Here is a 21,958-nt window from a genome sequence, read left to right as displayed (position 1 = left end):
AAACCCCCGCCTTTGCGGGGGTTTTTTTGTGGTTCACGGACCAGGCAGCAAGGCTGGCGGCGTTTTTGCCTCCGGCAGGCTCTGTGGCCGTGCTATTCTGAGAAAATCTGTTTCCTGCCGTTCTTTGCCCTGCGGAGTCTGCCCCTTGTCTGAGTCCCCTGCCCCCTTTACCGAACTGCTGGCTCCGGCTGGCAGCCTGGAAGCCTTTTTTGCCGCCCTTGAAGCTGGCGCCGATGCTGTCTACTGTGGCCTGAAGAGCTTTTCCGCCCGCGCCAAGGCGAAGAATTTTTCCTTTGCCGATCTTGACGCCATGACGCGCTACGCCCACCAGCAGGACCGCAAGCTGTTCGTTACCCTCAACACGCTGGTCAAGCAGCAGGAACTGGCGGAACTGGTCGATACCCTCGATGCCATCAGTGCCGCCGGGGTCGATGCCGTGATTTTGCAGGATCTGGCGGTCTGGCGGCTGGCGCGGCGCTATTTCCCCGACTTGCCGCTGCACGCTTCCACCCAGATGACGGTGCACAACAGCGCCGGTGTCAAACAGCTCGAAGCCATGGGATTCGAGCGGGCGGTGTTGGCGCGGGAACTGACCCTGGCTGAAATCGCCCAGATCCGCAGTCAGACCAGTTTGCAGTTGGAACATTTCATTCACGGCGCGCTGTGCTTTTGCTTCTCCGGCCAGTGTTATTTTTCTTCCTGGCTGGGTGGCCAGAGCGGCAACCGGGGGCGCTGTACCCAGCCCTGTCGCCGGCGCTACAGTTACCGCAACAAGCCCGGCTACTACTTTTCACCCAATGACCTGTCGGCCATTGATCTGTTGCCGCAGCTGCAGCAGGCCGGGGTGTGCAGTTTCAAGATCGAGGGTCGCATGAAAAGCGCCGAGTATGTCGCCAACGTGGTGGCGGCCTACCGCCAGGTGCTGGATGCTCCGCCGGCCCGGCGGCAGCAGGCCATCGCCGAGGCGCGCGAGAAGCTGCGCGACTCCTTTGGCCGCGCGCCGACAAAGGGTTTTTTAAGTGGAGCCCAGCCGGTCGATCTGGCGACGCCGGCGCGGCGCGGTTCCACCGGCCGCTTTCTGGGCGAGGTCAGCCGGGCCGGCGGTGGCAAGCTCAGCTATCATAGTAAGGATGTGCTGCGCATCGGCGACCGGCTGCGGGTACAGCCGCGCAACGATCAGGTCGGCAAGGCATTCACCGTGCGCGAGCTGTGGCAGGGCAACCGGTTGGTCAAGCAGCTGCCGATTGGCCCGCAAACGGTGTCGACGCCGTTCCGGGATGCCTTCAGGCCGGGCGATGCCGTGTTCAAGGTGTCGTCACAGCAGGCTTTCTCCCTGAGCGATGCCGCCTGTCGCCGGCGTCTGCAGCAGGCGCCGCTGCAGCGTTGGCCGCTTGATTTGCGAATAGCTCTGACGGCGGGACAGTTGCAGCTGCAGGCTGAACTGCCGGATCTGCATGTTGAGTCCAGCTTTGCGGTAGAAACCTTCAATGCCACGGATCAGCCGTTAAGCGCCGCCGTGCTGCAGCCGTTGTTTGCCCAGACCGATCAGGCCCCTTTCGCTCTGCGTCAGCTGTGGGCGGATAACCTGCCGCCGGTGGCCATCGCCCCCAAACAGCTCAAACAGATCCGCCGCGATTTTTATCAACAGCTGCAGCAGCAACTCGAACAGCAGCAGCACGAGCAGCGCCAGCAGCGTCGCCGCCAGGCCCTGGATGATGGTGTCGCTGCGGCAGCGGCGGGGGCGGGAGGCTGTGATTTCACTGTCATGGTGCGCGATGCCCGCGAGATTCGTCTGCTGGAAAATCGTGCGATTGACCGGGTTCTGGTGCCCCTCACCGCTGCCGTGCTGCACCGACCCTGGCAGCCGTCGCCGCGGCAGCAGCAGCGGCTGGTATGGGATCTGCCCTTTGTCTGTTTCGATAGTGACTGGGATCGGCTGCAGAAGTCTGTTCATCATCTGGTCAGTGCCGGTTTTCGCGCCTTTCGGCTGAATAACCTCAGCCATTTCCGCCTGTTCCGCCAGTATGACGGCCTGCGCCTGGAGGCCGGCTATCGTCTGTTCAGCCTTAACCGTCAGGCCGTGCAGGCCTGGCAGGAGCTTGGCGCCAGCAGTGCGGAACTCTATGTCGAGGATGATCAGGCCAACATGGCGGCGTTGCTGCGCCACAGTGCCCTGCCCCTGCGGGCGTTGGTGTACAGCAGTATCGATCTGATCACCTCCCGCATCCGTATCGCGGGTGTGCGGGGTGACGCGCCATTGCTGTCTGACCGGGATGAAGGCTACCGCGTGCGCCAGCGCGCCGGCCTGACGGTACTCAGCAGCGAAACCGATTTCTCACTCGCCGGTCAGCTTGCCGGTCTGCGCCAGCTGGGTTGTGCCGGTTTCATTGCCGACCTGTCGCACCTGGGCGCCTTCAGCGACACGGGACGGCGTGTGCTTGACGCCCTGGCACAGGACCGCGCCCTGCCCGGTACCGCACCGTTCAACTATCAGGCTGGCATGGAATGAAGCCGTCACGGATTGTTGTTTACGTATGCTGCAGGGTTCGCCAAAAGCTGTTTGGCGCTTTTGGGTCGGATGACTGCCCAAGATAGCCCATGAAGCGGAAGAAACTGCCCATCGGGATACAGATATTTCGGAAGATTCGAGAAGAAAACTGTTACTACGTCGATAAAACCGACTTCGCCTGTCAGCTGGCAGAAGAAGGGACGCACTACTTCCTGTCACGACCGCGCCGTTTCGGCAAAAGCCTCCGTGCCACCCGCGGAGAGCACCTGGAAGTGTAAGAAACTTCCCGGCTTATATGCTGTCGCTCCTTGCTTCTCGTTCGCAATGCCAGCCGAGAAAAACCGCTGAAAATCAACAGCCCGACCGGGGGAACCGGTCGGGCTGTTGTGCTTCGGTGGTAAAAAGAGTGGTTAGTCTTGCGGGCTGTCGATTAACCCTATCTCTATCACGTCTTTGTTTTCTGTATATGACCATAAAATCTTTGTCCCGGATTTAAAAGCATCTTTTCTTGCCGGGTGGCCACTGGTGCGGTAATAGCGGGTGTTTTCCGTCAGGTGAAACAGGCGGTCACCGATGACGACGTCCGTTTCGCTGATTTTTTTTATTTTCCCCGTGTAAACTAGATTTTCATCGCTTAAGACGAGAAATGGCATTGAGGAAATTGCCAGAAACAGTAACAAAGCTATCGCCAGTTTTTTTCTCATAGAAGTCTCCTTAGTTGAGAACCTGCCAGTAAACTTCACCGAGTCGTTCGGATTCTACTTCTTCCTCAATAATTTCACCCGTCGATGAGCTAATGTAGACCTCGTCTTTGTCACCTCCGGTGGAGACGAACGTTGGCTCGTGCAGCATGCCGGTGTAAAGCTTGCCGGTAGGGGCGACGCCGGGAGTGTCCTGATCGTCATCGTGATCAATGAGGTCGTCGCCGCTGCCGAGATCAAACTGTGCCGTACCCAGACGGCCACCTGTTGCAGCATTGAGGATATAGAGGAACGAATAGCCACCTCCGGAGCAGGGTGAGCTGTTGGGAATGAACGAGACGATAAATGCTCGGCCATTGCTGATCAGAATGTCTTTGATAACGCGCTCGCCCTCATAAAAATCATCATCGTCATCATCGTCGGTGTCTTCCTGCACCCGCAGATCGACAAACCAGCCGGCATAGAGGGAGGGGTTGGGGTTTTGACCGCTTTCAGCGTCATTTGTGGTTGGCCAGAAATCAAGATCTTCCCGAATCGTTGTTGTTGCGGGGTTATCCTCTGTTGACGGCAGATTATTCGAGAATGTTCGATACAAAGAACCATCCAGGGTGCGGGCATCAATCACGGTCTGACGCAGGAGTTTTAACTCGTTGCGGCCCAGGGTCGCTTCGGTGGCGGAGGCTGTGCGGTTGGCGATGGCGCCCAGATATTCGCTGTCGTCGGCGTCATCGCCGTAGTCCCAGATGCCGTAGAGGGATTGAATTTCGACATTGGTTCGATCGGACTCGCCAAGGAATTTCCCTGTGCCGAAGATGACCATGTAGCCATGACGGTTCGGATGGTGCATCACGTCCGGTTTGGATGTGATGGGTTGAGCCGTTGCGGTGAACAGAGGTGCAGGATTAGAGTCCACATCTTTGTAGGCGACATCCCATTCCGTATAGACATTCGACTTCAGATCGAATTTCCACAGATTGCCGTTCAGGTCGCCAGCATAGGCGTAATCGGCCTTGAAGTCGCCGTTGACATCGACGACGGCAGGCTCGGAAAGGCCGTTGGAACCGCTGGCCAGGGTTGAAATTTTACGCAGCAGGGCGCCACTTTGCAGGTCGAAGATATAAAGAACAGCCGTTTCATTGGTGCTGCTGTAGCCGTTTCCGATGATGACCAGCCAAGGATGATCAATATCGTTGCTGCGTACAATGGCGGGTTTGCTGAAGGTGTAACCCAAATCATTATCGGCGTTAGCTGTCGCGGCATATTCCCATTTCACCATGCTGGCAATGGTGCTGATGCCGGTATCGCTACTGTAGCTGTTGGCGTCGATGGTGGCATTGCCGCTGCTGTCAGCTTCATAGGTTTTCAATGCGTAAAGCCCTTTGCCGCCCTTGCCCAGCCCGCCTACCAGCCAGGCGTTACGTGAATCGAGCTTTTTGGCGGTCGGTGTCAGGTCGACATAAAACTGATGCTCGTAGTTGCGTTCGGTGAGCAACTTCAGATTGTCAAAAACGCTGTTGGGCACAAAGGCAAAACGTTCTTCGCCGGTTTCCGCGTCAACGGCATGCAGCATGCCATCGTTGGCACCGAAGTAGATGGTTTGACCACCGGCAGCAACGGTTGGCGCCGAATGCACCACGTCGCCGAGATTGCTGGTGCGGTAGCGGAAGTTGTAGGTATTGATGGCACTGTTATCGCCGCGCAGGTAGTTAAGACGCGCCTGCGCCAGGGTGGTATTGCCGCTTTCATCCCCGAACAGCAACAGCCCTTTTTGGGTTTCCGTCAGACTGTTGTAGCTGAAGGCCGCGCCGCCGCTGCCATTGTAGGTGACGATATTGCGGTCGGCATGGGCGGGGAGGCCATCCTTGGCATGCCAGAGGATATCATCCTCGTCCTTGTAGATTTCACCGGAATACGGATCGACCGGATAAGCCACAACATCACCGGTCCATTCGTTGGCGATATAGCGCGTCTGGTAGACGACCAGTCCTTCCTGTAATTCATTGCTGTTGACCGAAACGGAAGCGCCTGATGCTGGCAAGGAAATATCAGAGACGATTTCGTTAAGGGCGTTGACCAACTGCTCTGGGTCGTCGGCTTGGAAATACAGTCCCCGGCCATTAATGGCGGCGTGGAACAGATCGTCGATTTTGCCGGCATCACTGGAGGTGCTGGGCCAGGTGATCGTCGGTGCGTCCGCATTGAGGAAGCAGGGGTCATCGGTATATCTTTTGGGCGGGTTTGAGCCGGGTTCGAGGTCGTTGGGATCAATCGAACCCTTGACGCCAAAGGAAACCGCATGGGTGACCATGTGTTGATGACGTGCTTTGTCGCAGGAGTCAACGGGAACCTCGTTATCCAGATCGGTGCGTAGATCAGCGTAGTAATATTTCATGGCGATGTCCGCCAGGGTGTTGGAGTGACCATCCGTATAGGGGGAAACGCCGGAATACAGCGTATCGTCATCATCCGTGTTGCCGGCGTAGGTGTCACTGTCGTTATAGTAACCGTCAGTCATGGCAATGACAAAAGCCTTCTGGCAGGCGCCGCCGTCAGCTTCAGCTGAATAGGGCGAATTGCCGCTGTCAATGTCGTTGCTTTCGCCTTTGTAGTATTTCCCTACTTCATCCAGGCCGGCACGCAATGGAGTGCTGCCGTTGGAGTTCATAGCGTACAGCATGTCGAGCAGGTCGTTGGTTCGGTCGATATTGACAAAGCTGGCGGAGATTTTTTCCAGTTTAACGGCATCCGCCCAGGTTCTGCTGCCTCCTGTGCTGCCGGAGTGTCTTTCTATCGTGATGCTGTGGCTGGTTCCTTCAGAAAAGGTATGCGAACCAACAGGAATCCAGGAATCACACAGGTTTGTCCGATCGCTGTCTTGATTGATATAATAGGTGTTGGTTCCAGAGCTGTGATTGACGGAAATCTTGGCGTTTCTGTCGCCATCGGAACTGCAGGCTCCATAAACGTAAACGTTATATTCACCAGCTTCTGTAATATTCAGGGAGAAGGTGGCTGTTGATGTCCCAGATGCCCCCGTTCTCCTGGCCCTGTTGTTGTAGGCAGAAGAGTTGTCCCGCGAGACCCAGTTTCCTGATGGCGTGTCGCTGTAGCCTGCATCGGCATTGTCAACGATAACCTGGTTGTCGATGGCTTCTTGCAGCATATCCAGTTTGACCGGCAGGACAGACTGCTCCAGATTGCCGTTGATGGAATAAAAGCCCACCTTGACACCCTTGAAATCCTTCAGCGCCTGGCCGATGGCGGCCTTGGCGGTAAACTCGCGCCGGCGAAAATAGCTGTACCAGTTGGCGAAGTTTTGCAGATCCTCCTCGGCGGTGTAATAGCCGGTAATCTGGCCGTCGGAATCGTAAATTGCTTTTTTGATGGAGACGGGAACCTCGTCATCGGCAACCTCTGTCAGCTCGCCATCGTCAACCCGGTTGTCAGTGTCGTGATCCTCGAACCGATAGTAGTTGCGCGTGCTGGTTGCCGGATCAAGATTGACCAGATAGGTGTTACCGTCAGTGTCTTTTGTGAAATAGTGCGAAATTTTGATTGAAACCGTTGTGCTTGACGGAGCATCGGCCGGAATCAGTCGGATAGCATCGGCCAGGGTGCTGCTGCCATCACTGTCATGTCGCGTGACGCGTATTTTGTATTCGCCAGCGGTGTAGCTATGGGTACCCAGATAGTTCCAGTCGCCCGAATAATTGCTCTGGTTTTTGTAATAGTCGGTCGAACCGCCACTGTGATTGACCGTGTAGCGGGCATCGGGGTCACGATCACTGAAATCATCCCACCAAGCATAGACTTTGTAGTCGTCGGCTTCGGGAATAGTGAATGTCCATTCCGCCCAGGCGCCCGTGCTGCCCGTGTATTTCGCATGACCGCCGTACTCATCGGTAGTGCCGCCGCCGGATTCCCACCAGCTGTTGGTATTGGAATATTCAAAATAGTCGGTATTGTTGGCTATCGATGACGTCAAGGGGTCATCGACAATAATTTCACCAGAGGTGCCTGTTGAAACCGCATAAAACTCATTTCCAAGGCTGATGGTGTAGCTGCTCGAAATCGGGTTGGAGCGCGGGGTGGTGGTGCTGGCATCGGCCAGACTATAGGTGTCCGTGCTGGGCCAGGGGCGATAGGTGCTGTGCGGATTGTAGTAAATGCGGTTGTAGCCCGACCACTGGGATTTCCATTCGCGCCGCTCTGTTGAATCAACTGTGCCGGCGCCGGTGTTGGTCAAGTTGTCGCCGGGATTGTAGAAATAGGCGTCATCATCGAATAAGCCATCATCTTCTTCGGTCATCATCTCCCAGTCCATACTCCCTGAATCGTCCATCAGGAACATGACGAGAGGGGGGGCTGTCTGGACCTTGGTTTCCATGGGGCGGTCACTGATATCAATTTCGCCTGCCACGGCCGAAAATGCGGACAGGCAGATTGTCAGCAGGATCGTTAAAGAAATAATCCGTTTCATAGCTTGATCCTTTCTAAGATTATTTAACCCGGATGCGCAGGCCTTTTTCGATTCTGACATCGCCTTGGCGAGCGCCAGAGGTAGAACTATAACGACCATTGATGACATAGTCATGCTTGATACCGCCTGTTGAATTATTCAGGGAGAGACTTTCTCCCGCTCCAGCACCATAATCAATGATTCGGTAGCTGGTGTTCGGTCGTGTTCCGGCGACGGTATTGGGTTCATCGGCGGAAGGGGCAGTCCAGTTAACCGGGTTGCGGAAAGTATTCAGCTCGTTTTTAAGATCTTCCTTAGCCATGCGATCATGGGCAGTTAAGCCAAGCCCGGTGAACGTTTGCCCTGGAAGAGAGCCTTCATCATTCGCTAAATTGCGTAGCCAACGAGCCCCCTCTGTGGCGGTTCCTTCTGCTTCGTATAAATTCTGCTTGTAGACCAAGCTGTTGAGAGAAGTAGAAATTTCCACATCGGTTGTGTTGAGGCCACTGATCCCGGCTATCGTCAGGATGAGAAGAACAAGCAGGGAAAAAATCAGCACGGAGCCTTTTTCGTTCTGAAGGGGGGAGGGCGTTGGCATGGTTTATCTCCCGATAATTTGAGTCAGGGTCAGCGTGCGCTGGACACCAGCGTAAGGCCATTGAACGATAAGGCCAAGGGTCAGGGTGTTTTGGACTGGATCATTGGTGCTGATATTCCAGGAAAGCTGGTAAGCAATATTGTTTACTGTCAGAGCCGTCGAAAAATCAGCATTATTGCCGGTTTCAGCTAAGCCCCCGGCGCCATCGCCGTTTGTGTCCTGCAGAAGAGGGTCATTGAATGCACGTGCCATAAGGTCTTCAACCATGCCTTGTCCGACCGAGGCTGCCTCTGTACGGCTGAACGACAGCGCGTTGTTTCTCAGGGAGGTCACTTGCATAGTGACAACAGCCAAAATGCCAACGGCGAGAATGGTCAGGCCGATGAGCATTTCGATCAGGGAAAATCCTGCCTGTTTTTGACGCGACATATACTTACCCCCCCATGTTACGGCATTGAATGATGGCGGTCAGAATGCGGCGCCGGATGTTGTCGTTGGGTGCGATGATATGGCGACCGACACAGTAAGCGGTTGCGTTGGTGAACTCCTGATCCGGGTAGTCCGAGGTGCCCAGCAGCGTCAGGCGTACGGCGCGAATGTCATCGACATCGACGGCAGTTCCCGTGTTGACCAGGTTGATTGTGCCGTCGCTGTCGGTATCATCGTCGGTGTTGATGAGTCCATCACCATTAGCGTCAAGACGCATCCAGTTGCCACTGCCGGCCGGATCGGGAATGGCCCAGATAATTTCCGTTGTGCCTGTTGTGGTCGTGTAGACATCGACAGCGCCGTTGCCATTGGCATCGTAGCCATAGGCGAACGCGATTGCCTGGATATCTTCGGCAATGGTCTGGTACCCCCCCGCGCCACTAAACTGGATGCAAAGATTCGCGTTGCCGGTGTCAGCGATGCCGTCATTGTTGGCGTCGTCGGCTGGGCGCAGGCGGATGTCCAGGTCGCGTAAATTCCCAGCTGCCTCGTCGTGCATGGTGAAGCGAAACTGCGATTCGGTCGCAGTGGTCATTCCAGGAACAGGTGTGCCGCTGGCAAGGGCTTCGGCCGGAGGCATCTGATTGTGAAAGCCGGCCATGCGGATTTCCATGGCCAGGTAATCGGCGATGGCCCGCAGATTCATCTGGGTGTTGACGACCTGGGTCTGGGCAGTATGGATGCGGGTGTTCTTGATGTACATGTTGGTGATCGCTGTCCCGAGAATCCCGAAAATGAATATGGCGATCAGCAACTCCAATAAGGTGAAACCATGATTTCTGTCCATTTTTTACTCCCAGGTGCTGCCGGTCCAGCGACGTAGCATGAGAAATCCAGTTGTCAGGGCGCCAATGGCATAGGTTGTTCCGTCTGTATTCTGAACGTAGGCATAGCCGGAATTTCCGGTAAGTCCTCTGGTGTTAAACGTGACAGAGTTGCCGGCAAAGGTCACATTATCGGCATCAAAGGAGGCCCCTATTGCGGCGGTCGCATTTCCGTGGCCGAAGCTGTTTCCCTGGGCAAGGTTGTAGCTGGTGGCCAGAATGTCGTCACCGCCATTGTCCCATGTACCATTGGGCCCTTGCCCGGAGAACAGATCGACCTTCTGGGGTGTTGCTGTGGTGTCAAAAAAAATTCGGACATTCTGTTGTTGCTTGATGGCGAGCATCTTGGCTTCCTGCAGAAGGCTCAAAAGTTTCTGGGCATCAGCACGCAGGTTGGCGCTGCGGTTGTAGCTTGCGAGCATGGGTGTCGTCAGTGCTGCACCGATAGCGATGATGACAATGACGATAATCAGCTCCATCAGCGTGAAGCCGGCCTGTCGGTTGCGTTGTTTCATGGTAACGGTCCTTTTTTGAAGCGTTGATCGCAAGGGGGTTTGTGTTAGTCTTTTGAAAGTTTCGTGCCAGCGGCTAAGGGGCCGATCTTTAAAGCTTTATTATGCACAAGCCGTGCACGGATTGCACGGCTTGTGCAATTTTTGCATTGTTTCTGCCCTCTGATGCCGGTACGGCATCAACCCTGGCGGGCAAGGCCGCAGGTGCGGTTAGCAGGAGTACGGCATGGCCATTCCTCAGGTTCAGATTTTTACGGCGCGGTTCGATGACGCCTGGCCCGCTGAGATGCTGGAACGGGCGTTGGCGTTGCTGGGGCCGGCGGATCAGGCGCAGATCCGTCGCTTTCGCCGCTGGCAGGATCGGCAGCTGCGGCTGGTGGGGCGTTTGCTGCTGCGGCAGGCCCTGCCCGCCTATGGTCTGGCGGCCGAGGCGCTGTGGCGGTTGCAGCGGGAGGCCGGGGGCCGGCCGTTTATCACGGGCGCACCGGCGTTCAGTATCGCCCATGCCGGGAGCCGGGCGGTCTGCGCTGTTGGTGACGGGGTGACGCCGGGCATCGATCTCGAACCGCTGCGGCCGCTGGCGCCGGCCGATCTGGCTCTGGCTCTGGCGGAGGTCGAGCGTCGGCGGCTGGCGGCGCAGGCGAACCCGGCGGTTGAACTGCTGCGGTTGTGGACGCAGAAGGAAAGCGCGCTCAAGGCCTGTGGCCGGGGCCTGAGCCTTGATCTGCGCCTGGTTTGTCCGCAGGCGGGACGGGTGGCGGTGGCAGGGGTGTGGTACGAGTTGCAGACCGTTGTGGTTGATCCGGCCTATTGCTGCTGCCTGGCAACGGCCGGGCCGGCGACGGTCCGGCTGACGGAGGTGCCCCTGGCGATTCTGCTGCCGCCGGCGCTGTTGTGATGGCGGCGTAAAAACATCTTTTTGGAGGGCTTGTCGCCGCTCTCGCTTGCCAGGGCGGGGGAAAACGCTAGCATGCCAGTGTTCAACAAGAAGGCCGCTGGGGTTGTGGGGTGAGTATGGTCGAAACGAACGCGGGAGGAACAGGCGTGGGAGGCTGGTGGTGGCGTTTGCTGGCCGGGCTGGTGGTGTTGCTGGGCAGCGGCCTGCTGTGCCCAGCCCTGGTGACGGCGGCGGACGAAACCCTGACACTGGGTTTTTTTGCCTATCGGCCGAAGGAGCTGTTGCAGCAACGCTGGCAGCCGCTGATCGATCATCTCAGCGCTCAGCTGCCGGGCAAGCGGCTGGAGCTGCGCCTGCTCGACCAGGCTCAGATGCAGCAGGCGCTGACGGATGGCGAGCTGGATTTCGTGTTTACCAATCCCAGCCATTACATCCGCTTGCGGGCGCAGACGGAACTGACCGGTGCCATTGCCACCCAGGTATCGCTGGAAAACGCCTTGCCGACGGCGGTACTGGCCGGGGTGGTGGTGCGGCAAAAGGCGCGCACCGATCTGCGGCGGCTGGAGGATCTGCGTGGTCAGCGGGTGGCCTGCGCCGGCAAGCAGTATCTGGGGGGCTACACGGCTCAGGCGGCGGCGTTGCTGGAACGGGGGGTGCCGCTGCGGTCGCTCAAGCTGATCGAAACCGGCCAGCCGCATGACCGGGTGGTGCGGGCGGTGCTGCAGGGCGAGGTGGATGCCGGCTTCATCCGGACCGGTGTGCTGGAGAGCCTGGTGCGTGAGGGCCGGCAGGCCGAGGTCGAGGCGCTGGAGGTTATCGAACTGCAGAATCACCGGCATTTCCCCTTTGTCGCTTCGACCCCGCTGTATCCTGAATGGCCCTGGGTGGCGTTGCCCCATGTCGATGGCGAAACCTGCCGCCGGCTGTCGTCGCTGCTGCTGGGGCTGGAGCCCGACCATCCGGCGGTGCGCGCCGCCGGCATTCACGGTTTCGCCGTGCCGGCCGATTATTCGCGGGTGGAAGCGGCGATGCAGGCCCTGCGGCTGCCGCCGTTTGACCGGTCGCCGGCCTTCACCTGGGCCGATATCTGGCGCCGTTATTGGCCTGGGCTGCTGGCCACGGTGCTGGTCATGCTGCTGCTGGCTAGCCTGACGCTGGCGCTGCACCGCAGTCGCAGCCGTATCCGCCGGGCCCATCGCGAGCTGCGCCAGGCTACCGATCAGCTGCGGCTGGCCGCCAGTGTGTTCGAGCACAGCTACGACGGCATTCTGATCACCGACGCCGCCAACCGCATCGTCAAGGCCAACCCGGCCTTCAGCCGCATCACCGGCTATTCTTTGGTGGAATGTCTGGGGCAGAGTCCGGCCATGTTCGGTTCCGGTCGGCACGACAGCGCATTTTTCCAGGACATGTGGCAGCGTCTGGCAAGTGAGGGGTTCTGGCAGGGCGAAATCTGGAACCGGCGCAAGAATGGCGAGGTTTATCCGCAGAAGGTGGCCATGTCGCTGATTCGCGACGAGGCTGGTCAGGCGCAGTACCACATGGCGGTATTTTCCGACATCAGCCTGGAGAAGAAGCACGAAGCCGAGCTTGACCGACTGGCCCATTATGATGTGCTGACCGGCATTCCCAACCGGCGGCTGCTGACCGACCGGCTGGCGCAGGCCATGGCCCAGGCGCGTCGCAGCGGCCAGCCGCTGGCGGTTTGCATGCTTGATCTTGATGGCTTCAAACTGGTGAATGACCGGCTGGGCCATGAGGCCGGCGATCAGCTGCTGGTGGAGGTGGCGCGCCGGCTGCAGCAGGTGATCCGTGCCGAGGATACCGTCGGGCGGCTGGGGGGGGACGAATTTGTGCTGATCTTCCGCGACTGCCAGACCCCGGTGGTGTTCGAGCGTATTCTGGCGGCTCTGCGCCAGCCGGTGGCACTGGAGAGGGGGTCGGCGCAGGTAGGCGCCAGTCTGGGCATCAGCTATTATCGCTCCGGGGTCGGCGATGGCGACCAGTTGCTGCGCGAGGCCGATCAGGCGTTGTACCAGGCGAAACGGACCGGCCGCAACCGCTACTGTCTGTGGTCCAGTGAGGAAAACGCCGACCTGCCCTGAAGCGCTGCGTCTCGATGATCCCGCCGGATGACGGCGCAAGAAATCATCGCCCCCCTTTTTTGCTTCATCACAACTGATATTCGCGAATCTTGTAGTGCAGAGCCCGCAGGCTGATGTCGAGCAGGCGGGCGGCCTGGGTGCGGTTGCCGCCGGTCTGTTGCAGGGCGGCGCGGATATGGTGCTGTTCCAGGCTGGCGATGGCCTGTTTGAGCGACAGCCCCTGTCCGGCTGCGGCGCCGGCGCCATTGTCCGGCCGGCTGTGCAGTTCGGCCGGCAGGTCGGCCGGGCTGATGGGGCCGTCGCGGTGGAAGATCAGTACCCGTTCGAGCAGGTTCTGCAGCTCGCGCACGTTGCCGGGCCAGGGATAGCGCCGCAGCACCTCCAGTGCGGCGGGGCTTAGTTCGGGGGCCGGTCGGCCGCTGGCGGCGGCGCAGCGCTTGAGGATGTGACGGCTCAGGGGCGCGATATCGTCGGGCCGCTGGCGCAGGGCCGGCAGCTGCAGTTCGACCACGGCCAGACGGTAGAACAGGTCTTCGCGAAAGCGGCCCTGGGCAACGGCCTGTTTCAGGTCGCAGGCGGTGGCGGCGACGATACGCACGTCGATGGCGCGCGGCCGGGTTTCGCCGACGGGGCGGACTTCGGCTTCCTGCAGCACGCGCAGCAGCTTGGGCTGCATCGTCAGAGGCAGTTCGGCGATCTCGTCGAGGAACAGGGTGCCGCCGTGGGCGGCGCTGAACAGCCCCGGCCGGGCGCGGTCGGCGCCGGTGAAGGCGCCCTTGGCGTGGCCGAACAGCTCGCTCTCGATCAGGTTGGCAGCGATGGCGCTGCAGTTGAGGGCGATGAAGGGCCGCTCGGCGCGGGGGCCCTGCTGGTGCAGGGCGCGGGCGATGAGTTCCTTGCCGGTGCCGGTTTCGCCACGAATCAGCACCGGGCTGGCCACCTGGGCCAGGGTTTGCACCTGCTGCAGCACGGCGGACATGGGCCCGGCGGCGTGGACGATGGCGCTATTGTCGGCGCGGCCCTGCTGCTCGCGCAGATTCCGGCGCAGCTGGCGGTTTTCCTGCCGCAGGCGGCGGCGTTCGAGGGCCTTGCGCAGCACCAGCAGCAGGTCGTCGTTGGCGAAGGGCTTGGCAATGTAGTCGTAAGCCCCCTGCCGGATGCAGTCGAGGGCGGTCTGGCGGTCGCCGTAGGCGCTCATCAGCACGATGCCGCGGTCGCCATCGTCCGCTAAGGCCTGGCGCAGAAAGCTCAGGCCATCGCCGCCGGGCATGCGGATATCGCACAGGACCAGGTCAAAGTCCTGCTGGCGCAGCAGCTGCAGCGCCCTGGGGGCACTGTCGGCCAACTGGCAGGCGAAGCCTTCCTCGGTCAGCAGGCAGTGCAGCAGATGGCGCAGGGCCGGTTCGTCATCGACGATCAGCAGGCGGGCGGCAGTGGTCATGCATCACCTCCGGCCGGGGGCGCCTGGGGCAGCCGCAGGGTGAAACAGCTGCCTTGTCCCGCAACGGAGGACAGCAGGATATCGCCACCGCATTCGTGCAACAGCTGATGGCAGACGAACAGACCCAGACCGCGGCCCTGACCCTCGGCCTTGCCGCTGTAGAAGGGATCGAAGGCGGCCTGCCGTTGCGCTTCGTCCATGCCGCAGCCATTGTCGCGCAGCCAGATTTCCACCGATTGGGGATGGCTGCAGGCGCCCAGCTGGATCTGGCCTTCACAGCTGGTGGCATCGCGGGCATTGAGCAGCAGATTGATCAGCACCTGCTGCAGTTTGTGGCCGGCCATGGCCACGGCGGGCAGGTTGGCTGGCAGGGTCAGTTCAAGCTGGCGTTGCTTGAGGGCGCCCTGCTGCTGTAGCAGGTGCAGGCTGGCCTGAATCACGGCCAGCGGATCGCAGCTGGCGCCGCTGTGCCTGTGCTGTTGCGGGCTCTGGCCGTCGGTCGCCTGGGCGCGGGCCTGACTGGCGTAGTCGAGCAGATCGCGGATGAGCCGGTCGATGCGGCGGGCTTCCTGTTCGCTGCGTTGCAGCAGATCTTGCTGGGCCGGATCGGTCGCCTTGCGCCGCAGCAGATCGAGATAGCCGAGAATGGCGCTTAAGGGGTTGCCGATTTCGTGCGCCATGCCCGAGGCCAGCCGGCCGACACTGGACAGGCGGGCGGATTGGTCGAGCTGCTGGCGGGTGGCGCGCAGTTCGGTGTTCTGCTGCTGCAACTGGTCGAGCTGCTGCTGCTGGCGGCTGATGGCCTGTTGCAGCGCTGCGGCCATCTGGTTGAAGCTTTCGCCCAGCTGGCGGATTTCGCGCGGGCCGTCGACGGGAGCGCGGCTGGTGAAATCGCCGCCGGCCAGGGTGTGGGTACGCTGGCGCAACTGCTCCACCGGCCGGATGACGGCGCGTTGCAGGATCAGCACGGCGGCCAGTACCAGCACCAGGCCATAGGCCAGACAGAGCTTCAGGGCCAGGGACAGTTGGGCCAGGGTGGCCTGGCGCAGCGGCTGCAGGTCGAACTGCAGCCACAGGGCCTGGCGTGGCGCCGCCTGGCTGGTGAGCGGTACGGCCAGTTGCAGCGTGGTGCCAGCGGATGTTGCCGCCGCCAGCGACCAGAGGGGCGGAAAACGCAGGTCGATGACCGGCTGCTGTTGCAGCAGCGCCTGCCGCAGCAGCCGGTCGCTGACGGACGCGCCATTGCCATCACCCAGGCGCAGCCGGGAATTGTGCAGCTGGCGCTGCAGGCTGGTGAGAACCGCCGGCTGGTGCTGTGCCGGCACGGCGGCAAGCGCCTGGGCGCAGCATTGGGCCTGTTCCAGCCGCCGCTGCAGCTCGGCGCTCAGGCGGTCCTGTTCGTGTAGCCGCAGCAGCAGCAGGGCGCTGAACAGCAGGGCGGCGCCAGCCAGCAGACTGGCGCCCAGCACGATTTCGCTGCGCAGGCCGCTGACCCGCCGGGCCTTCATGTCAGCAGGCCTTGCTGGCTCAAGCTGATGTAGCTGTCCCGGCCGATGATGATGTGATCGAGCATGCGGATGCCGAGCAGGTCACCGGCCTGCTGTAGCCGGCGGGTGACCTGGATGTCTTCAGTGCTGGGACTGGGATCGCCCGACGGGTGGTTGTGGAGAAACAGCACGGCGGCGGCCGATTCGCGCACGGCAGGGCTGAAGGCCTCGCGCGGATGGACAATGCTGGCGGTGAGGCTGCCTTCGGACACGCGCACCTCGCGGATCAGGCGGTGCTTGGTGTCCAGCAGCAGGCACAGGAAAACCTCGCGGTTGTAGTGCAGGAACTGGTTGCGGTAGCGCTGGAAGACGGTTTCGGCGCTGCAGAAGGGGTCGCCCGGCTGCAGGCAGTGGGCGCTGAGACGGCGGGCCAGCTCGAACACGGCCAACAGTTCGGCCGATTTGGCCGGGCCGATGCCGGGGATCTGGCACAGTTCGGCGCTGCCGGCGCGCGCCAGTCTGGCCAGGCTGTCGAAGCGTTGCAGCAGCAGGCGGGCCTGATCGACGGCGCTGGTGTGGCTGGCGGCGTCGCCGGTGCGCAGGATCAACGCCAGCAGTTCGGCGTCGCTGAGGCTGTCGGCGCCGCGCTGGTGCAGCTTTTCGCGTGGCCGCTCGCCCTCGGGCCAGTCCTTGATGCGGCGCAGCCCGTCCATGGCCTACAGCGGCAGGGCAGCGCCCAGGTGACTTTTCAGCTGGGCATAGAGGATGAAACCGAGCAGCAGGGCCGCCAGCCAGCAGGAAACGATGTCGCTGCTCTTGCTCGGCGGATCGGCCGCCAGGGCGGTGGCTTCGGCGCTGATGCTGCTGGCCGGCACCCGCGCCAGCAGCAACCGCACCAGGCGGGGAAAGTCGGCGTAGGCGTTGGACAAAATCAGATAATCGTCATCACCGGCACACAGGGTGATGAAGGCGCGTTTCTTGATCAAGATGCTCTCGACCGCGGTGATGTCGGCAAAGCGCAGGCGCTTGCGGCGCAGCAGCTTGCGCACCTCGATGGTTTCGTCGTCGAAACGGGCTTGGCGCAGCAGGCTTTCGGCGAACAGCACCAGCACCGGCAGGATCATGAAGCCGAGAATCAGGCTCTTGGCCAGGGGTTCATCGAACCACAGGCAGCTGGCCAGCAGGGCCAGCACCTCCAGGCACAGCAGGCCCAGCGGAATGAGAAAGGCATGGCGGATGCGGAAGGTCATGGGGCAAGGCTCCTTGCGCCGAGGGTGTCGGCGGACACAATCAGTCGAACAGCCGTTCCAGCGCCTCGGCCACGCTGCGCACGGCGATCAGCTGCAGCCCGGCGGGCGCATCAAGATTACGGGCGTTACCGGCGGGCAGCAGGCAGCGGCTAAAACCCAGCCGGGCCGCTTCCTGGATGCGCAACTCCGGTCGTGATACGGCACGCAGTTCACCGGCCAGGCCGGCCTCGCCGAACACCAGGGTTCGACCCGGCACCACGCGGTTGAGGTGGCTGGAGGCCAGCGCCGCCAGGATGGCCAGATCGGCTGCCGGTTCGTCGAGTTTAACACCACCGGCGACATTGACAAAAATATCGTGACTTAAAAGCGACAGGCCGGCCTTTTTCTCCAGCACCGCCACCAGCAGCGACACCCGGTTGTGGTCGATGCCCATGGCCGTGCGGCGCGCCGTGCCATAGGGCGCGCTTGACACCAGCGCCTGCAGTTCCACCAGAATCGGCCGGCTGCCTTCCAGTGCCGGAATCACCACGCTGCCGGCGGCCTCCTCGGCCCGTTCGGCCAGAAACAGCTCCGACGGGTTGTGAACCTCGCGCAGGCCGCTTTCGCGCATCTCGAATACGCCGATTTCATTGGTCGAGCCAAAGCGGTTCTTTACCGCCCGCAGAATGCGGTAGGGGTGGCCGGGATCGCCCTCGAAGTAGAGTACCGTGTCGACCATGTGCTCCAGTACTCGCGGACCGGCGATGCTGCCGTCCTTGGTGACATGGCCGACAATAAACGTGGGAATGCCGCTGCTCTTGGCCCATTGCATCAGCCGGCCGGCGCAGTCGCGTACCTGGCTGACGCTGCCGGGCGCCGATTCCAGCGCGGTGCTGTAGATGGTCTGGATGGAATCGATCACCAGGACTGCCGGCTTGAGGCTGTCGGCCTTCTCGAAAATCAGTTCCAGGGCGGTTTCAGCCAGCAGGTAGAGCTGATCGGCATCGACCTGCAAACGCTCGGCGCGCAGCTTCACCTGCAGACAGGATTCCTCCGCCGTGACGTACAGCGCCGGCGCCTGTCGGGCCAGCCGGCCGACGGCCTGCAGGATCAGGGTCGATTTGCCGATGCCGGGATCACCGCCCAGCAGGGTGAAGGCACCGGGCACGATGCCGCCACCGAGGACACGGTCGAGTTCGTCGATACCGCTGCGCTGGCGCAGCTGATGGGTGCTGGCGATTTCCGTCAGGCGCAGGGCCGCTGCGGCCGGGCCGGTGACGGGCCGGTGGGCGGCACCGCCGTTGCTGCCGGGAATCTGTTCCTCGATCAGCGTGTTCCAGGCCTGGCAGTCGGGGCAGCGCCCCAGCCATTTAGGACTCTGGTAGCCGCACTGGCTGCAGCAGTACAGACTGCGCGGCGGACGGTTCTTGCGTTGTGACATGGCGACGGCTGCTTTCGGCTGGCGGGTTGCGGGACAGTCGCACCCTAGCAAAGTTTATCGCATTTTGCAGTTTTTTCCGCGGTCGGCCATGGTTATACTCTTTGCCCTTGCGCCGGCCGGACCTTTTGCCTAGACTGCAAAAATGACTAAAAAGGTCACGTTTGGAGACGGACGCGCTGTCAGGCGGCGTGTCGCCATTGCGCTTTCTCATGCCCGGAAGGATGCTTTCGATGCTCGCACCCCGTATCATCCGCCAGCTGGAAGAGATTGTCGGCAAGGAGCAGGTGACCTGCGACCCGACCGACATGCTGTGCTATTCCTACGACGCCACCCAGCAGAGCTTTCTGCCCGATGCGGTGGTGTTTCCCGCCGATACGGCGCAAATCAGCGCCATTGTGCGCCTGGCCAACCGCGAACAGGTGCCGCTGTTTCCGCGCGGCGCCGGCAGCGGTTTTTCCGGTGGTGCCCTGCCAACGCGCGGCGGCATCGTGCTGGTGACCACCCGGCTTGATCGCATTGTCGAAATCGACCAGGACAATCTGGTGGCGCGGGTGCAGCCGGGCGTGGTGACCGAGCAGTTCCAGCAGGCGGTGGAAAAGGTCGGCCTGTTTTATCCGCCCGATCCGGCCTCTCTCAAGTTCAGTACCTTGGGGGGCAATGCCGCCGAATGTGCTGGCGGGCCGCGCTGTGTCAAGTACGGCGTGACCAAGGATTACATCCTCGGCCTGGAGGTGGTCACGCCCCAGGGCGACATCATCCGCACCGGCGGCGCCACCATGAAGGGTGTGGTCGGCTACGATCTGACCAAGCTGATGGTCGGCAGCGAGGGCACCCTGGGCATCATCACCGAGTTGATCATCAAGCTGTTGCCGCTGCCGGAGGCCAAGAAAACCCTGCTGATCCTGTTCGATTCCATTGATGGCGCGGCCCAGGCGGTGTCGGCCATCATCCGGGGCAAGATCATTCCGACCACGCTGGAGTTCATGGACGCTGCCACCATTGCCTGTGTCCGTCAGGCCACCCAGCTGGATCTGCCGGAAGAGGCCCAGGCGGTGCTGATCGTCGAGGTCGATGGCGACGCCGCCCTGCTCGAACGGCAGGCCCAGCGCGTGCTCGATATTGTCGCGCCGCTGGGCGTGGTGGGAACCCGCGTCGCCAACACTCCGGCTGAAAGCGAGGAACTGTGGAAGGTGCGCCGCAGCGTCTCCGCCAGTCTGCGCAACGTCAATCCCGACAAGTTCAACGAGGATATCTGCGTGCCGCGCAGCCGGGTGCCGGAGATGATCCGCAAGGTGGACGTCATCGCCCGGAAATACGGCATTCCCATTGTCAACTTCGGCCATGCCGGCGATGGCAATATCCACGTCAACATCATGGTTGACGGACGGCAGGAGGGCCAGCTTGATCTTGCCAAACAGGCCATCGAAGAGGTGTTTGCCGGGGCGCTGGAGCTGGGTGGCACCATGAGCGGTGAGCACGGTGTCGGCAACACCAAGGCGCCCTATATTCCCATGGAACTCGACCCGGCGGCGGTGGCCTACATGCAGACGATCAAGCGCGCTCTTGACCCCAACAACATTCTCAATCCCGGCAAGATCTTTCTCGAAGCGCCGGTTCAGGCGAGCTGACATTATGGGCCGCCACAAAACGCTGGAGGATTTTCGCGCCGAGATCGACAAATGCGTCAAATGCGGCGCCTGCCAGGCCCAGTGCGCCGTTTACAAGAGCCTCAGGCGCGAATCGACGGTGGCGCGAGGCAAGATCGCCATTGCCGAGGCCCTGCTGGACAAGGAACTGCCGCTCGGCGAGCGTTTCGTGCTCGACATGTCGCAGTGCCTGTTGTGCGGCAGCTGTCACGACAAATGCCCCAATCTGGTGCCGACGGAAGAAATCGTCATGGCGGCGCGGCGCGAAATTGCCCAGCGCCAGGGGCTGTCCAGCTTCGGCAAGGTGCTCACCGGCGTGCTTAAGCGGCCGAAGCTGATGGACGTGCTGGCCAAGGCCGGCGGCCGGCTGGAGAAACTGGCGTTCCGCAAGATTCCCGATCACAGCGGCCTGCGCCTGCGTTTTCCGGTGCCCTTCATTGCCCGTGAGCGCTCTTTGCCCGAATTCACCACCCGCCCCCTGCGTGAGCGGCTGCCGGAATATCTGGCCGGCCGGGCCGACGCGTCGCTGACGGCTTTTTTCAGCGGCTGTATGATCCAGTACAGCTATCCCCAGGTGGGCGAGGCGCTGGCGCGTATCTTCCGCTTTCTCGACCTGCCGCTGTGGATTCCGCCCCAGCAGGGTTGCTGTGGTCTGCCGGCCCAGGCAGCCGGTGATGCGGCGACGGTGGATCAGCTGGCCGACGCTAATGTGGCAGCCTTCGCCGGGCGCGAAATCGGCCAGGTGGTGACGGCTTGCGCCTCCTGCAACGCCGGTATCGGCAAGCATTACCGTGAAATGGGCGAGGCTTGCGCGGCGCTGGGGGACAAGGTGGAGGATGTCCACCGTTTTCTGGTGCGGCAGGGGTTGGTGGAAAAACTGCAGCAACTGCCGCGGCAGCAAGAGCGCGTGCGGGTGACCTATCACGACCCCTGCCATCTGCGTACCCAGGGTATTACCGCCGAGCCGCGGGCGCTGCTCAAGGCCCTGCCCCAGGTGGAGTTTGTTGAAATGGAAGGGGCCGACCGTTGCTGCGGCCTGGGTGGCACCTTTTCGGTTTATCATTACGACACCAGTCGCCAGATCGGCAGTCGCAAGGCCCATGGCATTGCCACAAGCGGTGCGGCGCTGGTTGCAACGGCCTGTCCCGGGTGTATGCTGCAGCTGCAGGACAGCATCAATCACGCCGGCCTGGCGACGCGGGTCTGCCATGTGCTGGAGCTGGTGGCTCAGGCCCTGCCCGCAGAGGGTTTTGAGTCCGACCCTATTCCACCCAAGGAGGATTGCCCATGAAAGCTGCGTTTCTGACAAGTCTGCTGCTGGTGCTGCTGGGGGCGAGCGTCGCCCTGGCCGTGCCGGCCGGCAAGAGCCTGACCTTCGACAAGGGGGCGCCCGGTGTGGTGACCTTCGATGGCGCCCTGCACAACAAGGCGGCTAAAAGCTGTCGCGAGTGTCACAATCCCGAGGTGTTTCCGCAGATGAAGCAGGGGGCTGTGACCATCAAGATGAAAGAGATCTATGCTGGCAAGCAGTGCGGCATCTGTCACAATGGCGAGCGCGCCTTCAGCGCCAAAGGCAACTGTCAGCGCTGCCACAAACGCTGATCTTTCTGTTTTTCCAC

General features: G+C 61.2%; 17 protein-coding genes and 1 pseudogene. 7 read left to right on the top strand and 11 right to left on the bottom strand.

What is annotated here, in order from left to right; translation table 11 throughout:
* The first annotated feature begins 145 nt into the window (after positions 1 to 145).
* Positions 146 to 2,509 (top strand): peptidase U32 family protein, encoded by a 2,364-nt coding sequence (locus BLR80_RS10945; RefSeq protein ID WP_092080001.1) that lies wholly within the window; start codon positions 146 to 148, stop codon positions 2,507 to 2,509.
* A gap of 89 nt (positions 2,510 to 2,598) precedes the next feature.
* A pseudogene (locus tag BLR80_RS10940) lies at positions 2,599 to 2,754 on the top strand (AAA family ATPase); the annotation flags it as partial.
* 165 nt (positions 2,755 to 2,919) lie between these two features.
* Here BLR80_RS10940 and BLR80_RS10935 read toward each other — a convergent pair.
* Genes BLR80_RS10935 through BLR80_RS10915 form a run of 6 tightly spaced genes read right to left on the bottom strand, consistent with a single transcriptional unit; the run spans position 2,920 to position 10,095 of the window.
* Positions 2,920 to 3,213 (bottom strand): hypothetical protein, encoded by a 294-nt coding sequence (locus BLR80_RS10935; protein WP_092079995.1) that lies wholly within the window; start codon positions 3,211 to 3,213, stop codon positions 2,920 to 2,922.
* A 10-nt stretch (positions 3,214 to 3,223) separates the two neighbouring features.
* Positions 3,224 to 7,690: a PilC/PilY family type IV pilus protein gene (locus BLR80_RS10930; protein WP_171906428.1), complete on the bottom strand. Its 4,467-nt coding sequence runs from the start codon at positions 7,688 to 7,690 to the stop codon at positions 3,224 to 3,226.
* Positions 7,691 to 7,709: 19 nt separating this feature from the next.
* Positions 7,710 to 8,267 (bottom strand): pilus assembly PilX family protein, encoded by a 558-nt coding sequence (locus BLR80_RS12760; RefSeq protein ID WP_143012146.1) that lies wholly within the window; start codon positions 8,265 to 8,267, stop codon positions 7,710 to 7,712.
* A gap of 3 nt (positions 8,268 to 8,270) precedes the next feature.
* Positions 8,271 to 8,696 carry a type IV pilus modification PilV family protein gene (locus tag BLR80_RS10925; protein WP_092079988.1) on the bottom strand — a complete coding sequence of 142 codons (426 nt, stop codon included), beginning with the start codon at positions 8,694 to 8,696 and terminating at the stop codon, positions 8,271 to 8,273.
* A gap of 4 nt (positions 8,697 to 8,700) precedes the next feature.
* Positions 8,701 to 9,543, bottom strand: coding sequence for a prepilin-type N-terminal cleavage/methylation domain-containing protein (locus BLR80_RS10920; RefSeq protein WP_092080042.1), 843 nt, complete (start codon positions 9,541 to 9,543; stop codon positions 8,701 to 8,703).
* 3 nt (positions 9,544 to 9,546) lie between these two features.
* Positions 9,547 to 10,095 (bottom strand): pilus assembly FimT family protein, encoded by a 549-nt coding sequence (locus BLR80_RS10915; protein WP_092080039.1) that lies wholly within the window; start codon positions 10,093 to 10,095, stop codon positions 9,547 to 9,549.
* 223 nt (positions 10,096 to 10,318) lie between these two features.
* Here BLR80_RS10915 and BLR80_RS10910 point away from each other — a divergent pair, with 223 nt between their 5' ends.
* Together BLR80_RS10910 and BLR80_RS10905 are read left to right on the top strand one after the other, a co-directional pair.
* Entirely contained in the window at positions 10,319 to 10,990 is a 672-nt protein-coding gene (locus BLR80_RS10910) for a 4'-phosphopantetheinyl transferase family protein (protein WP_092079985.1), read from the top strand.
* Positions 10,991 to 11,136: 146 nt separating this feature from the next.
* The gene (locus BLR80_RS10905) at positions 11,137 to 13,095 is read left to right on the top strand and encodes a diguanylate cyclase domain-containing protein (RefSeq protein WP_171906427.1); all 1,959 of its coding nucleotides are present in this window, start codon (positions 11,137 to 11,139) and stop codon (positions 13,093 to 13,095) included.
* Positions 13,096 to 13,162: 67 nt separating this feature from the next.
* Here BLR80_RS10905 and BLR80_RS10900 read toward each other — a convergent pair whose 3' ends face one another.
* The 5 genes from BLR80_RS10900 to radA are packed head-to-tail and all read right to left on the bottom strand — an operon-like array spanning position 13,163 to position 18,693.
* Positions 13,163 to 14,536 (bottom strand): sigma-54-dependent transcriptional regulator, encoded by a 1,374-nt coding sequence (locus tag BLR80_RS10900; protein ID WP_092079979.1) that lies wholly within the window; start codon positions 14,534 to 14,536, stop codon positions 13,163 to 13,165.
* Complete coding sequence (locus BLR80_RS10895; protein ID WP_092079976.1) at positions 14,533 to 16,044, bottom strand: sensor histidine kinase; 1,512 nt, start codon at positions 16,042 to 16,044, stop codon at positions 14,533 to 14,535. The genes BLR80_RS10900 and BLR80_RS10895 overlap by 4 nt, the downstream gene beginning before the upstream one ends.
* Positions 16,041 to 16,736 carry a RadC family protein gene (gene radC, locus BLR80_RS10890; RefSeq protein WP_092079972.1) on the bottom strand — a complete coding sequence of 232 codons (696 nt, stop codon included), beginning with the start codon at positions 16,734 to 16,736 and terminating at the stop codon, positions 16,041 to 16,043. Before radC ends, BLR80_RS10895 begins: the two co-directional genes overlap by 4 nt.
* 3 nt (positions 16,737 to 16,739) lie before the next feature.
* Positions 16,740 to 17,273, bottom strand: coding sequence for a hypothetical protein (locus BLR80_RS10885; RefSeq protein WP_092079969.1), 534 nt, complete (start codon positions 17,271 to 17,273; stop codon positions 16,740 to 16,742).
* Between the two features lie 40 nt (positions 17,274 to 17,313).
* Positions 17,314 to 18,693 carry a DNA repair protein RadA gene (radA, locus tag BLR80_RS10880; protein WP_092079966.1) on the bottom strand — a complete coding sequence of 460 codons (1,380 nt, stop codon included), beginning with the start codon at positions 18,691 to 18,693 and terminating at the stop codon, positions 17,314 to 17,316.
* A 230-nt stretch (positions 18,694 to 18,923) separates the two neighbouring features.
* Here radA and BLR80_RS10875 point away from each other — a divergent pair, with 230 nt between their 5' ends.
* Genes BLR80_RS10875 through BLR80_RS10865 form a run of 3 tightly spaced genes read left to right on the top strand, consistent with a single transcriptional unit; the run spans position 18,924 to position 21,941 of the window.
* Positions 18,924 to 20,321: an FAD-binding oxidoreductase gene (locus BLR80_RS10875; protein WP_092079964.1), complete on the top strand. Its 1,398-nt coding sequence runs from the start codon at positions 18,924 to 18,926 to the stop codon at positions 20,319 to 20,321.
* Positions 20,322 to 20,325: 4 nt separating this feature from the next.
* Positions 20,326 to 21,630, top strand: a complete 1,305-nt coding sequence (locus BLR80_RS10870; RefSeq protein ID WP_092079961.1) for a (Fe-S)-binding protein — start codon at positions 20,326 to 20,328, stop codon at positions 21,628 to 21,630.
* Positions 21,627 to 21,941: a c(7)-type cytochrome triheme domain-containing protein gene (locus BLR80_RS10865; protein WP_092079958.1), complete on the top strand. Its 315-nt coding sequence runs from the start codon at positions 21,627 to 21,629 to the stop codon at positions 21,939 to 21,941. The genes BLR80_RS10870 and BLR80_RS10865 overlap by 4 nt, the downstream gene beginning before the upstream one ends.
* Positions 21,942 to 21,958: the final 17 nt, after the last annotated feature.

Origin of the sequence: Desulfuromonas thiophila (assembly GCF_900101955.1) — a bacterium.
GTDB classification, from domain to species: Bacteria; Desulfobacterota; Desulfuromonadia; order Desulfuromonadales; family Desulfuromonadaceae; genus Pseudodesulfuromonas; species Pseudodesulfuromonas thiophila.
Note: the sequence above shows the minus strand (reverse complement) of the source record. Positions and strands in the feature narration are given on the sequence as shown.